The organism is Ruegeria sp. PrR005 (assembly GCF_010500245.1).
Taxonomy (GTDB): domain Bacteria; phylum Pseudomonadota; class Alphaproteobacteria; order Rhodobacterales; family Rhodobacteraceae; genus Ruegeria_B; species Ruegeria_B marisflavi.
The window spans coordinates 85,990-96,987 of sequence record NZ_JAAGOX010000009.1; the positions used below are offsets into that span (position 1 = coordinate 85,990).

A 10,998-nucleotide genomic window follows, 5' to 3' on the forward strand; every position below is an offset into this window, starting at 1 on the left:
GCGTTGTTACGTCGCGTCGGCGTCACGACCCCATTTCAAGGGTCCACCAGATCTTGCCATTGTTTTCCTGGTACCACCCAAACCCCATGTTGATGGCCTTTGGGTCCAGAATCACCGAGCGTGGTCCGGGCTCTTCCATCCAGGCCGCCAAGGTTTCAACCTCGGACTCGTAGGTTTCCGAGATCGCCTCGCCCAAAAAGATACCCGGATAGCCCGCGCGCGCGGCACGGTCGATCGGCGAAGACCCGTCAGAGCCGAAATGCCAGGGGCGATTCTGCACCGACATGTCACGCGCATGAGTCGCCGCGGCGGCGTTGAGTTGCGGGTTCAGCTGCACGGGACCCAGGCCGGACGCCTGCCGGAGCGCGTTCACCGAGTCCACCATGCGAAATTGCAGAGTCGCCGGGTTGCCACGGATTTTATACGCCTTCGGTAGTGGTTTGCCATCCGAGCCCAACTGGGCCGGCCCAGTGTCGGTACAGGCCGCCAGCCCAAGAAAGCAGATTACCAGTAGAGAAATCAGTCGCGCCATGGTCTCACCGAAACATTCATCGGGGTTTCAGATAGCGCGTGACCCGCCCCGATGCAAATCTTGCCTGCCCGGGACCGGCCGGCATCGTCAGATTGATTGCGACTGCGTCCCCCCGGCCATATTATCGGCGTGTCATTTTTGTTTCCATGAATAAAGGTCAGATCAAATGGTAAAGAAACCATCCGTTCAAGCGACCCGACGCACCTTTCTGATCGGTGCCGCCTCGACCCTCGGCGCGCCAGCGTTGGCCCAATTCATACCGAACGACCCGACCCGGCCCGCACCTGCCCCTGAGGCACCGGTGCGCCGAAATATCTCGAGTTTTCGGGCACTTTCATGGCAGCCCTACTTCTCAAACACCCGCAATGGGGCGATTCTGGTCGATACGGTATCGCGCGCGCTGCACTACTGGTCCGAGGATCAGAGCATCTACAAGCTGTACCCGTCATCGGTGCCCCTGACCGACGAGCTGACGCGCCGCGGCCGCACAAGCGTGATTCGCAAAGTGGTCGGCCCCAGTTGGTCGCCGACGCCGTCGATGAAAAAGCGCAACCCGGAATGGCCCGATTACATCCCGCCGGGGCCGGACAATCCTCTGGGGACCCATGCTCTGTACCTGAGTTGGCAGTACTATCGGATCCACGGAACACACGACACGCGAAAGATCGGCCGAAGATCATCGAACGGATGCATCGGGTTGTACAACGAACATATTTCCGAGCTGTTCGAATTCACCAAAGTCGGCACACAGGTGTTGCTAATTTGACGACATTGCGGCCCTCAAAAGGATATCGACTGCAACAACTGTTTGCATTCCAACCTGATAGCTGGTTAGAAAAACTCACGAGGTAAGTCTTGGGTGCGCGGTTCACGTATTGGAGAATCGCGCAAATACTGGAGGTTAACATGAAGAAACTCGTTCTCGCCGCTGCTCTGTCCGCCGCAGCTTCGACCGCATTCGCAGGCAACCTGTCGGAGCCGGTCGTTGAAGCACCGGTCATCGTCGAAGAGACCCAGAGCTCGTCGAGCGGCATCCTGCTGCCGCTGATCCTGCTGGTTCTGGTCGGCGTTGCAGTCGCAGCGAACAACTAATAGATTGGCCTCTGGCCAGTCACGAGAAAGGCGGTGGGATCCCCACCGCCTTTTTCTTTTTCCCAATCCCGACCTATTGGTTCAGTCCAGCCAGCCGCGCAGGTTGTCTTCGACCACCGCGGCCAACGCCGCGATATGGGCCTCCTGATCGTTCAGGCAGGGAATATAGGTGAACGTCTCGCCGCCCGCGTGTTCAAAGCTTTCGCGAATCTCTTCGTTGATCTCTTCCAGCGTTTCGATGCAATCGGAGGAGAACGCAGGCGCGATGACGGCGATGTTCTTTTTCCCCTGCCGCGCCAGTTCGGCGACGTGCTCGACGGTGTAGGGTTTCAGCCATTCCTCGGGACCGAATTTCGACTGAAAGGTCGAGATCAGCTTTGATTCGTCCCATCCCAGGCGCTCGCGCAACAAGCGCGAGGTCTTGGCGCATTGGCAATGATACGGATCGCCCTGCATCAGATAGCGCTCGGGCATGCCGTGATACGAGCAGACCAGCACATCGGGCTGACGGTCCATCGCCGCATAGGCCTGCTCGACCGACTGCGCCAGCGCGTCGATATAGGCGGGCTGGTCGAAATAGGCGGGCACCGTGCGGGCGGCGGGTTGCCAGGTCTCGTCCATCAGTGCGCGAAAGAACTGATCATTCGCCGTTGCCGTCGTGGCGCCGGCATATTGCGGATAGAGCGGGAAGAACAAGATCCGGTCGCACCCTTCGGCCACCATCTGGCGGACTTTGGACTTGGTCGAGGGGTTTCCGTAGCGCATGCAGAAATCGACCATCACCGTATCGCCGTAGCGCGCTGTCAGCGCCGCGCGCAGCTTTTCCGTCTGGTCTTTTGTGATGGTCATCAGCGGGCTTTCGCCCTTGTCGTGGTTCCAGATCGACTTGTATGCCGCCCCCGAACTGAACGGCCGCTTGGTCAGGATGATCGCCTGAAGGATCGGCTGCCATTTCCAGGCGGGATAGTCGATCACCCGCTTATCCGACAGGAACTCGTTCAGATACCGCCGCATGGGCCAGTACGTGTAATCGTCAGGCGTGCCGAGATTGGCGATCAGGACACCGACGCGCCCCATCTTGACCTTTGGGTGGTCGGCCGGGGCATGGGCGGGACGGGTAGCATCGAACATATCTGGCTTCCTGAATTTTGTCGGTTTCGACCTGAGATAACCGGATATCCCGCGCCGTCAATCCGGCAGGCTGGTCTCGTCAGCGCCCAAGGCCGCCGCAAGGCGCATCTGGGCGGAGCCGGGGCGCAGGGGTTTTGGTTGGCTTTCGTCGGGCGCCCAGCCGGTCAGGCAGATCATCTCGAACGTGGCGGGCAGGCGGCCGTCGGGAGTCGCATGATGGTCTGCGTAGATAGTCGCGGCCCGTTCAAAGACCGCCCGCCGCGTCGGGTGGCGCAGACGGCCAGAGAGTGCGTTGGTTTCCCCCATGCCCCGCAGGTCATGCATCAGGTGCCAGAGATCGCGATACTCTGCCGTCAGGCTCAGGCTGTCGGCAACGGGCAGCGCGAGGCCCGCGCGCTGTAACAACGCGCCCAGATCGCGGATCTCGGCCATCGGCGCAACCCGCGGGCTGAGACCTCCGGAAACCTCGACCTCAGCCTGAGCGAACACGGCACGCAGCTCGGACAGTGTCTGACCGCCCAGGCAGACCGCAAGCAACAGCCCGTCGGGGCGCAACGCCCTGCGGCACTGGATAAGCTGGCCGACAGGATCATTGGCCCAGTGCAGCGCCATGGCGTGCACCACAAGATCGCAACTTGCCTCGGTCAGTGCGAGCACCTCGGCATCCTCGACGATCCGGGCAGAGCCAAAAGCACCTGTCCAGATTTGCGGAATGGGTGTCACGATCGCAACATCCGTAAAGGTTCTGTTAACCATCGACAGGCGATCCTGCACCTCGTCCAGCGCGGCACGATGGAGGAAAAGGGCGTCTTCGCGAACCCGGCGCCGACGTGCGGCAAGAGCGGAGCGATCGACCAAGGCGGGGGCGATCTGATGGCTTGGTGGTTTCATGAGGCGCACCTAACCCATGTGGCAGAAAATTCAAACCGTGATCGAGGCTATCTACCCTCCGCGATGCTTGGGGTGCGGCGATCTGGTAACGTCGGATTTCGGCCTATGCGGCACCTGCTGGCGCGATACGCCTTTTATCGGCGGCACCGTCTGCGAAAGCTGCGGCGTGCCGCTGATCGGGGCCACAGACGGGCACAGAATCGAATGCGACGACTGCATGGCGCATCCGCGCCCGTGGACAGACGGGCGATCTGCCTTGCTGTATTCGGGTCGGGCGCGCCGGATCATCCTGGCACTGAAGCACGGTGACCGGCCCGAACTGGCGCGTCCGGCGGGCTTGTGGATGGCACGCGCGGCCAAGCCCATCCTGTGTGACAGGATGCTGATTGCACCGGTGCCGCTGCATTGGACCCGGCTGGCGCGGCGGCGCTACAACCAGTCGGCGCTGCTGGCCCAGAGTGTCGGGCGCGAGACTGGCCTGCCCGTCTGCCCGGACCTTCTGGTTCGTTCGGTGGCAACCCCGATGCTGGAGGGTATGACGGCGGCGCAGCGCGACGAACTCCTGACCGGCGCCATCGGCGCCCATCCGCGCCGCAGGCACCGGATGACAGGCCAGAACGTTTTGCTAGTCGATGACGTGATGACCTCGGGCGCAACCTTTGCGGCTTGCGCGCAGGCCTGTCTAGACGCAGGCGCCAATCAAGTTTTCGTATTGGCTCTGGCGCGCGTATTGCGCGACACCTAGTTCATTGAGATTCCCGATCCAGGACACGCATAACCGGTCTCCACTTTTCCCGGAAATGCACTAGATTGGCGCAAACTCGAAGGATCACGTCATGAAACCCGTAGAAATCTACACCTCGCCGCTCTGCGGATATTGCCACGCAGCCAAACGGCTGTTGAACAAGAAGGGCGTTGAATTCACCGAAATCAATGTCCTGACCAATCCGGGGCGCAAACCAGAGATGATCGAGCGCGCGGGCGGCCGTCGCACGGTGCCGCAGATCTTTATTGGCGGGGTCCATGTCGGCGGTTGCGACGATTTGTTCGACCTCGAGGAAGACGGCAAGCTCGACCCGATGCTGGCGAACGGATGAAAACCGCACTGTTGCAGATCAGCTCGTCCGACGATCCGGCCGAGAACCTGGAGATGGTGCGGGCAATGGTGGCCGATGCCGCGGCCCAAGGCGCACGCTGGGTGCTGACGCCCGAAGTTACGAACTGTCTGTCGACCAGCACCACGCGGCAGCGCGAGGTCTTGCAGCACGAAGAGGACGACATCACGCTGGCGGGCCTGCGGGCACAGGCGGCTGAACTGGGGATATGGCTTCTGATCGGATCACTGGGGATCAGGACCCATGACCCCGACGGGCGGTTCGCCAACCGGTCTTTCATGATCGGGCCGCAGGGGCAGATCGTGGCCCGCTATGACAAGATCCACATGTTCGACGTGCAGGTGACCGAGACCGAAACCTTTCGCGAATCGGCCAACTACCGCCCGGGCCAACGGGCGGTTCTGGCCGAAACCGATTTCGGCAAGGTTGGCATGACAATCTGCTACGACCTGCGGTTCCCGCATCTGCATGCCGCCCTGGCACAGGCGGGCGCCACCATCCTGACGGTCCCGGCTGCGTTTTCGCCGGTTACCGGCGCTGCCCATTGGGAACCTTTGTTGCGGGCGCGGGCGATCGAAACCGGCTGCTGGGTCCTGGCACCGGCGCAGACCGGCGACCACAGGCTGAGCCGCGGCAAGCCACGCCGCACCCATGGTCACAGCTTGGTCATCGCGCCATGGGGCGAGGTGCTGATCGACGCAGGCACCAATCCTGGCATTCACATTTTTGATCTGGATGATAAGTCTGTTACAGAAGCACGGCGCAGAGTCCCAAGTTTGACTCATGTACGCGCGTTCGATGGACCCTGACCCAGAAGTCTAATGGCCGATGAAACCCATGCCCTGGCGGTATCGCTTTTCAGCGAGATCCTTACCGCCGATCAGTTATTGCGCAACCGGCTGAGCCGGGTGCTGCCCAAAGGCATGGAGATTTCGCATTTCTCGGTGCTGAATCATCTGGTGTTTGTTGGTGGAGAAAGAACACCTGCCCAACTGGCCAGCACCTTTCATGTAACGCGCGGCGCGATGACCAATACGCTGGCAAAGCTGGAATGGGCCGGATACATCCACATTCGTCCAGATTGGGACGATGCACGCCGCAAGATGGTGGCGATCAGCCCCGCAGGGCGGCAGGCACGGGATCAGGCAATTTCTTCGATCGGACCGCTCATTCGACGGGTGGTCGGTGAACTGGGTGTTGAGCGCGTCAGGCTGACACTGCCGGTGCTGCGCGATTTGCGCATCCGGCTTGAGGAAGAGTAAGCCGTTCCGGAGACCGGTTTACTGTCGCCTTATGCAGGCCGTCACATAGTTGACGCTCAGATCCCTGTCTGAAATCGACCACTGCCATGTCACAGGGTTGAACACAAATCCCTTGCGGTCCACTGGATCCAGCCCCGCCTGGCGCAACAGGTCGAACAACTCGTCCGGGGTGATGAATTTCGACCATTCATGAGTGCCGCGCGGCAGCCAGCGCATGATCACTTCGGCCCCAAAGATTGCCATGGCATAGGACTTGGGGTTGCGGTTAATAGTCGAGCAGATCTCAAGACCGCCTAGTTTGAGCAGGTCCCGGGTGGCGGCCAGGTAGGACTGCGGATCGGCCACGTGCTCGACCACCTCCATGTTCAGCACCACGTCGAACTGCTCGCCTGCGGCTGCCATGGCTTCGGCCGTGGTATGTCGATAGTCGATCTCCAGACCGGATTGTTCCGCGTGGATCCGGGCCACTGGCAGATTGCGCTCGGCTGCATCGGCGCCCACCACCTCGGCCCCAAGACGCGCCATCGGCTCGCTGAGCAGGCCGCCGCCACATCCGATATCCAGCAGCCGCAAACCGGCAAAGGGTTTTTCCTGCTTCAGATCACGGTCGAATTCACCGGCGATCTGTTGCGTGATATAGTCGAGCCGACAAGGGTTCAGCATATGGAGCGGCTTGAATTTCCCATGGGGGTCCCACCACTCGGCAGCCATCGCTTCGAATTTTGCGATCTCGGCCGGGTCGACCGTGTTCGGATGCGCTTGCATTCCTGTCTCCGTATGCTCTTTTACCCTTTGCGGACTATATAGGGCTGTAATGGACAAGTACCCGGACCAAAAGCGCGCAGTGCAATATCTGTACCCGCCGATCGACGCCTTTGATCAGCGCATGCTGGGTGTTGGCCAGGGACACCAGATATACGTGGAACAATGCGGGAATCCGAACGGCATCCCGGTCGTCGTGCTGCATGGCGGGCCCGGCGGCGGATGCAGCCCGGCGATGCGACGGTATTTCGACCCCTCGGTCTACCGGGTGATTCTATTTGACCAGCGTGGTTGTGGCCGGTCGCGCCCACATGCCTCGGTCGAGAACAATACCACCTGGCATCTGGTGGCCGATATCGAACGTATCCGCCACGCACTGGATATCGACAGCTGGATCGTTTTTGGCGGCAGCTGGGGCGCGACACTTGCATTGGTCTATGCCCAAACCCATCCCGAAAGCGTGACCCGGCTGGTGCTGCGCGGCGTTTTCCTGATGACGCAATCGGAACTGGATTGGTTCTATGGTGGCGGCGCGGGCAAGTTCTGGCCCGAACCCTGGGAGCGCTTTGTTTCGTTGATTCCCGAGGCCGAACGCGGCAATTTGATCGCCGCCTACCACAAGCGACTATTCTCGGGCGATATCACCCAGGAAATCCGCTATGGCCGCGCCTGGTCCGCCTGGGAGAACGCACTTGCCTCCATTCATTCCAACGGCGCATCCGGCGAAAGCCCGGGCGATTATGCACGCGCCTTTGCCCGGCTTGAGAATCACTATTTCATCAATGACGGGTTTCTGGAGTTCGACGGCCAGATCATAGCTAATATGGACCGGATTTCACACATCCCCGGCCATATCGTGCAGGGTCGATACGACATGATTTGCCCCCCGACGTCCGCCTGGCGGATCAGCGAGGTGTGGCCCAGTGCAGAGCTGAGGATGGTGCGGAATGCCGGCCATGCGCTGTCAGAGCCGGGCATCAGTGCCGAACTGGTCCGCATCATGGATCGCATCGCGGAGGGGCGGACATGACCCGCATAGACCGCCGTGCCCTGTTTGCGTCAGGTGCTGCCGCGGCGCTGTTGGCGGCGGCTGGAATGTCACTGTCGGACCGACCAAAACCAGGCGGGCATCTGCGTCTGGCCGTGCCGCGCGATGACAGTCTGGAGCAGATTGCCCGGGGAGCGGTGTTCGACACCCTGACCGAGATCGCACCGGACGGAACCTTGCGGGGCGAGCTGGCAACAGGCTGGCAATCCGAGGCGGACGGACGGGTCTGGAAGTTCGATCTGAGGACAGACGTCCGGTTTCACGATGGCGCAACGCTGACCGCCGCCGACGTCGTGTCTTCGCTGGCGGAAATCGGGCTGGCAGAGGTCGAGGCCCCGTCGAGTGTCAGGCTGGAATTGGCTTTGCCCGACCCTGGCCTGCCCTTCCGTTTGGCCGACAGCCGTTTTGCCGTTGTCCGCGCGGGCGCGCATGTCAGCCCGCTGGAGCAAGCCATAGGCACCGGATGTTACCGGGTCGAACGCGCCCAGGACAATCGCCATTTCCTGGCCCGCCGTGTCGCGGAACATTACAAGACGGGTCAGGCCGGTTGGGTCGATACAGTCGAAGTGATCGTGATCCCGGATGCCGCTGTGCGGGCCGAGGCGCTGCGCGACGGTTTTGTCGATGTGGCGGCACTCCCGCAGCCCGAAGGGCTGAGGGAGCGCTCCCGCTTTCGCTACCACCCATCCGAAGACAAAATGGCCCTCGCGGTGGCACCTAGCGTTGGCTTGCCACGCCAGATCAGCCAGCACGCACCATTGGACGACGGGCGAATTGCCGAGCGCTGGTGGATTGCCTGACGCATCCAGGGCGGGGTTGTCTCAGGCACACGGGGCCGAGCAAACCCGTTCTCAGAAAAGGAAGAACCCCCGCCTTTCGGCGGGGGTTCCTTTTCTCGTATCGACGTCCGGATCAGAGACCGGTCGACACGTCGATGGTGTTGCCCTCTTCGAGGGTCACATAGGCTTTCTTGACGTCCTTACGCTTGCCCAGCTGGCCGCGGAAACGCTTGACCTTGCCTTTGGTGACGGTGGTGTTGACCGCCTTCACCTTGACACCGAACAGCGCTTCGACCGCTTCTTTGATCTGCGGCTTGTTGCTGTCGATCGCCACTTCGAACACCACGGCGCCGTTTTCGGAGGCCATGGTCGATTTCTCGGTGATGATCGGCTTGCGGATCACGTCGTAATGTTGTGCTTTCGCGCTCATTTCAGACGAGCCTCCAGTGCTTCGACAGCCGCCTTCGTGAGCACCAGGGTGTCACGCTTGAGGATGTCATAGACGTTTGCGCCCATCGACGGCAGGATGTCCAGACCTTCGATGTTGCGCGCGGCGCGGGCGAACCCTTCGTTGACCGCGGCACCGTCGATGATCAGGGCGCGCTTCCAGCCGAGGTTCTTGACCTGCTTGGCGAGTGCCGAGGTCTTGCCTTCGGACTCAGCGGACTCGATCACGACCAGTTCACCTGCCTTGGCCTTGGCCGACAGCGCGTGGCGCAGGCCGAGGGCACGGAACTTCTTGGTCAGCTCGTGGCCGTGCGACCGCGGGGTCGGACCCTTGTAGACACCACCGTGACGGAAGGTCGGCGATTTGCGCGAACCATGACGCGCGCCACCGGTGCCCTTCTGGCGGTAGATCTTCTTGGTCGAGTAGCTGACTTCCGACTTGGTCAGAACCTTGTGGGTGCCGGCCTGCGCGTTGTTGCGCTGCCAACGGACCACGCGGTGCAGGATGTCCGCACGCGGTTCCAGCCCGAACAGGGCCTCGTCCAGGTCGATGTCACCGGCTTTGGAGCCGTCGAGTTTGATCACATCGAGTTTCATGCTTCACCCCCTTCGGCGGGCGCTTCGGCAACAGGTGCTTCGGTTGCGGCCGATTTCACAGCAGCCGGGAAGGGCAAGCCTTCCGGTGCTTTCTTCTTGACGGCATCCTTGACGGTGACCCAGCCGGACTTCGGACCGGGCACGGCGCCCTTGATGAAGACCAGACCACGCTCGGCGTCGGTTTTCACGACTTCGAGGTTCTGGGTGGTGACACGGGCAGCCCCCATGTGACCGGCCATCTTCTTGCCTTTGAACACGCGGCCCGGGTCCTGACACTGACCGGTGGAGCCGTGCGAACGGTGGCTGATCGACACGCCGTGCGAGGCGCGCAGACCACCGAAGTTGTGGCGCTTCATGGCACCGGCGAAACCCTTACCGATCGAGGTTCCCGACACGTCGACTTTCTGGCCGGCCAGGAAATGTTCGGCCGAGATCTCGGCGCCAACTTCGATCAGCGCGTCTTCGGACACGCGGAACTCGGCCAGCTTGCGCTTGGGCTCGACCTTCTGTGCGGCAAAGTGGCCGCGCATGGCCTTGGACACGCGCTTGATCTTGGGGGTGCCTGCACCCAGCTGAACGGCGGTATAGCCGTCCTTCTCGGTGGTGCGCTGGGCGACGACCTGGAGGTTGTCCAGCTGGAGAACGGTCACGGGGATCTGCTTGCCGTCTTCCATGAACAGCCGGGTCATGCCGACTTTCTTTGCGATAATACCGGAACGCATTTTCTACCCTCCGATCTTACGACTGCAACTTGATCTCGACATCCACGCCGGCGGCGAGGTCGAGCTTCATCAGCGCGTCCACCGTCTGCGGTGTCGGATCAACGATATCCAGGAGCCGCTTGTGGGTGCGGATCTCGAACTGGTCACGGCTTTTCTTGTCGACGTGAGGGCCACGGAGAACCGTGAACTTCTCGATCTTGTTCGGCAGCGGGATCGGGCCGCGCACCTGCGCGCCGGTCCGCTTGGCAGTGTTGACGATCTCTTGCGTGCTGGCATCCAGAACGCGATAGTCAAATGCCTTCAGCCGGATACGGATATTTTGGCTTTGCATTGTCATGCCTTTTTGTCAGGCGTTGGGGTTGAGAGGAGGACAAGCGCTCACCGCCAACCCTCGTCGAACCCAAACGGCGGGAATCATCCCGCCGTCACATTCTCATGGAGAACTCGCGCTCTGTACTAGGGGACGGGGGGCATGGCAAGGGAGAAATGTCCCAATTGCCCGGTCAAAAGTCCCAAGTTCGTATAGCAACCGTGGAGCTGGAAAAGGCCGCCCTTTTTGGGGCGGCCTCTCCTTAGATCAACGGTGTGGGCACTCAGTGCTCCTGCGGAGCAACGGCCGC

The 10,998-nt window shown here is 61.4% G+C and carries 16 protein-coding genes; 8 read left to right on the plus strand and 8 right to left on the minus strand.

All coding sequences use genetic code 11. The features are described 5' to 3' along the window. Positions 1–22: 22 nt before the first annotated feature. The gene (locus G0P99_RS06045; protein WP_164128489.1) at positions 23–532 is read right to left on the minus strand and encodes a CAP domain-containing protein; all 510 of its coding nucleotides are present in this window, start codon (positions 530–532) and stop codon (positions 23–25) included. 166 nt (positions 533–698) lie between these two features. Here G0P99_RS06045 and G0P99_RS06050 point away from each other — a divergent pair, with 166 nt between their 5' ends. Together G0P99_RS06050 and G0P99_RS06055 are read left to right on the plus strand one after the other, a co-directional pair. Continuing rightward, positions 699–1,298, plus strand: a complete 600-nt coding sequence (locus G0P99_RS06050) for a L,D-transpeptidase (RefSeq protein WP_164128490.1) — start codon at positions 699–701, stop codon at positions 1,296–1,298. Positions 1,299–1,438: 140 nt separating this feature from the next. Further along, complete coding sequence (locus tag G0P99_RS06055; protein ID WP_093032657.1) at positions 1,439–1,624, plus strand: hypothetical protein; 186 nt, start codon at positions 1,439–1,441, stop codon at positions 1,622–1,624. 81 nt (positions 1,625–1,705) lie between these two features. Here the strand turns inward: G0P99_RS06055 and hemH are convergent, their stop codons facing one another. After that, the gene (gene hemH / locus G0P99_RS06060; RefSeq protein ID WP_164128491.1) at positions 1,706–2,755 is read right to left on the minus strand and encodes a ferrochelatase; all 1,050 of its coding nucleotides are present in this window, start codon (positions 2,753–2,755) and stop codon (positions 1,706–1,708) included. 57 nt (positions 2,756–2,812) lie between these two features. Beyond that, positions 2,813–3,646 carry a methyltransferase domain-containing protein gene (locus G0P99_RS06065; RefSeq protein ID WP_164128492.1) on the minus strand — a complete coding sequence of 278 codons (834 nt, stop codon included), beginning with the start codon at positions 3,644–3,646 and terminating at the stop codon, positions 2,813–2,815. 16 nt (positions 3,647–3,662) lie between these two features. Between G0P99_RS06065 and G0P99_RS06070 the strand changes: the two genes are divergently transcribed. The 4 genes from G0P99_RS06070 (at position 3,663) to G0P99_RS06085 (ending at position 6,023) form a co-directional block, all read left to right on the plus strand. Beyond that, positions 3,663–4,391: a ComF family protein gene (locus G0P99_RS06070; protein WP_164128493.1), complete on the plus strand. Its 729-nt coding sequence runs from the start codon at positions 3,663–3,665 to the stop codon at positions 4,389–4,391. 91 nt (positions 4,392–4,482) lie between these two features. Beyond that, the gene (gene grxC / locus G0P99_RS06075; protein WP_164128494.1) at positions 4,483–4,743 is read left to right on the plus strand and encodes a glutaredoxin 3; all 261 of its coding nucleotides are present in this window, start codon (positions 4,483–4,485) and stop codon (positions 4,741–4,743) included. Then, positions 4,740–5,570, plus strand: coding sequence for a carbon-nitrogen hydrolase family protein (locus G0P99_RS06080; RefSeq protein ID WP_164128495.1), 831 nt, complete (start codon positions 4,740–4,742; stop codon positions 5,568–5,570). The genes grxC and G0P99_RS06080 overlap by 4 nt, the downstream gene beginning before the upstream one ends. Positions 5,571–5,582: 12 nt before the next feature. Next, complete coding sequence (locus G0P99_RS06085; RefSeq protein WP_164128496.1) at positions 5,583–6,023, plus strand: MarR family winged helix-turn-helix transcriptional regulator; 441 nt, start codon at positions 5,583–5,585, stop codon at positions 6,021–6,023. Positions 6,024–6,041: 18 nt separating this feature from the next. Here the strand turns inward: G0P99_RS06085 and ubiG are convergent, their stop codons facing one another. After that, positions 6,042–6,788 carry a bifunctional 2-polyprenyl-6-hydroxyphenol methylase/3-demethylubiquinol 3-O-methyltransferase UbiG gene (ubiG, locus tag G0P99_RS06090; protein WP_164128497.1) on the minus strand — a complete coding sequence of 249 codons (747 nt, stop codon included), beginning with the start codon at positions 6,786–6,788 and terminating at the stop codon, positions 6,042–6,044. 49 nt (positions 6,789–6,837) lie between these two features. Between ubiG and pip the strand changes: the two genes are divergently transcribed. Then, a complete protein-coding gene (gene pip, locus G0P99_RS06095) occupies positions 6,838–7,815 on the plus strand; it encodes a prolyl aminopeptidase (RefSeq protein WP_164128498.1) in 978 nt (325 codons plus the stop codon). Continuing rightward, positions 7,812–8,633 (plus strand): ABC transporter substrate-binding protein, encoded by an 822-nt coding sequence (locus tag G0P99_RS06100; protein WP_164128499.1) that lies wholly within the window; start codon positions 7,812–7,814, stop codon positions 8,631–8,633. The genes pip and G0P99_RS06100 overlap by 4 nt, the downstream gene beginning before the upstream one ends. 112 nt (positions 8,634–8,745) lie before the next feature. Here the strand turns inward: G0P99_RS06100 and G0P99_RS06105 are convergent, their stop codons facing one another. Genes G0P99_RS06105 through rpsJ form a run of 4 tightly spaced genes read right to left on the minus strand, consistent with a single transcriptional unit; the run spans position 8,746 to position 10,709 of the window. Further along, positions 8,746–9,042 carry a 50S ribosomal protein L23 gene (locus G0P99_RS06105; RefSeq protein ID WP_093029010.1) on the minus strand — a complete coding sequence of 99 codons (297 nt, stop codon included), beginning with the start codon at positions 9,040–9,042 and terminating at the stop codon, positions 8,746–8,748. After that, on the minus strand, positions 9,039–9,656 hold the full coding sequence (gene rplD / locus G0P99_RS06110) for a 50S ribosomal protein L4 (RefSeq protein WP_164128500.1): 618 nt from the start codon (positions 9,654–9,656) through the stop codon (positions 9,039–9,041). Before rplD ends, G0P99_RS06105 begins: the two co-directional genes overlap by 4 nt. Further along, on the minus strand, positions 9,653–10,378 hold the full coding sequence (rplC, locus tag G0P99_RS06115; RefSeq protein WP_164128501.1) for a 50S ribosomal protein L3: 726 nt from the start codon (positions 10,376–10,378) through the stop codon (positions 9,653–9,655). The genes rplD and rplC overlap by 4 nt, the downstream gene beginning before the upstream one ends. 16 nt (positions 10,379–10,394) lie before the next feature. Beyond that, the gene (rpsJ, locus tag G0P99_RS06120; protein ID WP_005621947.1) at positions 10,395–10,709 is read right to left on the minus strand and encodes a 30S ribosomal protein S10; all 315 of its coding nucleotides are present in this window, start codon (positions 10,707–10,709) and stop codon (positions 10,395–10,397) included. Positions 10,710–10,998: the final 289 nt, after the last annotated feature.

Coding starts and splice junctions, on each gene's coding strand:
- rplC (WP_164128501.1), bottom strand. CDS start 10,378: ATGCGTTCCGGTATTATCGCAAAGAAAGTCGGCATGACCCGGCTGTTC.
- G0P99_RS06045 (WP_164128489.1), bottom strand. CDS start 532: ATGGCGCGACTGATTTCTCTACTGGTAATCTGCTTTCTTGGGCTGGCG.
- G0P99_RS06105 (WP_093029010.1), bottom strand. CDS start 9,042: ATGAGCGCGAAAGCACAACATTACGACGTGATCCGCAAGCCGATCATC.
- rpsJ (WP_005621947.1), bottom strand. CDS start 10,709: ATGCAAAGCCAAAATATCCGTATCCGGCTGAAGGCATTTGACTATCGC.
- G0P99_RS06100 (WP_164128499.1), top strand. CDS start 7,812: ATGACCCGCATAGACCGCCGTGCCCTGTTTGCGTCAGGTGCTGCCGCG.
- G0P99_RS06050 (WP_164128490.1), top strand. CDS start 699: ATGGTAAAGAAACCATCCGTTCAAGCGACCCGACGCACCTTTCTGATC.
- G0P99_RS06055 (WP_093032657.1), top strand. CDS start 1,439: ATGAAGAAACTCGTTCTCGCCGCTGCTCTGTCCGCCGCAGCTTCGACC.
- hemH (WP_164128491.1), bottom strand. CDS start 2,755: ATGTTCGATGCTACCCGTCCCGCCCATGCCCCGGCCGACCACCCAAAG.
- grxC (WP_164128494.1), top strand. CDS start 4,483: ATGAAACCCGTAGAAATCTACACCTCGCCGCTCTGCGGATATTGCCAC.
- rplD (WP_164128500.1), bottom strand. CDS start 9,656: ATGAAACTCGATGTGATCAAACTCGACGGCTCCAAAGCCGGTGACATC.
- pip (WP_164128498.1), top strand. CDS start 6,838: ATGGACAAGTACCCGGACCAAAAGCGCGCAGTGCAATATCTGTACCCG.
- ubiG (WP_164128497.1), bottom strand. CDS start 6,788: ATGCAAGCGCATCCGAACACGGTCGACCCGGCCGAGATCGCAAAATTC.
- G0P99_RS06085 (WP_164128496.1), top strand. CDS start 5,583: ATGGCCGATGAAACCCATGCCCTGGCGGTATCGCTTTTCAGCGAGATC.
- G0P99_RS06065 (WP_164128492.1), bottom strand. CDS start 3,646: ATGAAACCACCAAGCCATCAGATCGCCCCCGCCTTGGTCGATCGCTCC.
- G0P99_RS06080 (WP_164128495.1), top strand. CDS start 4,740: ATGAAAACCGCACTGTTGCAGATCAGCTCGTCCGACGATCCGGCCGAG.
- G0P99_RS06070 (WP_164128493.1), top strand. CDS start 3,663: ATGTGGCAGAAAATTCAAACCGTGATCGAGGCTATCTACCCTCCGCGA.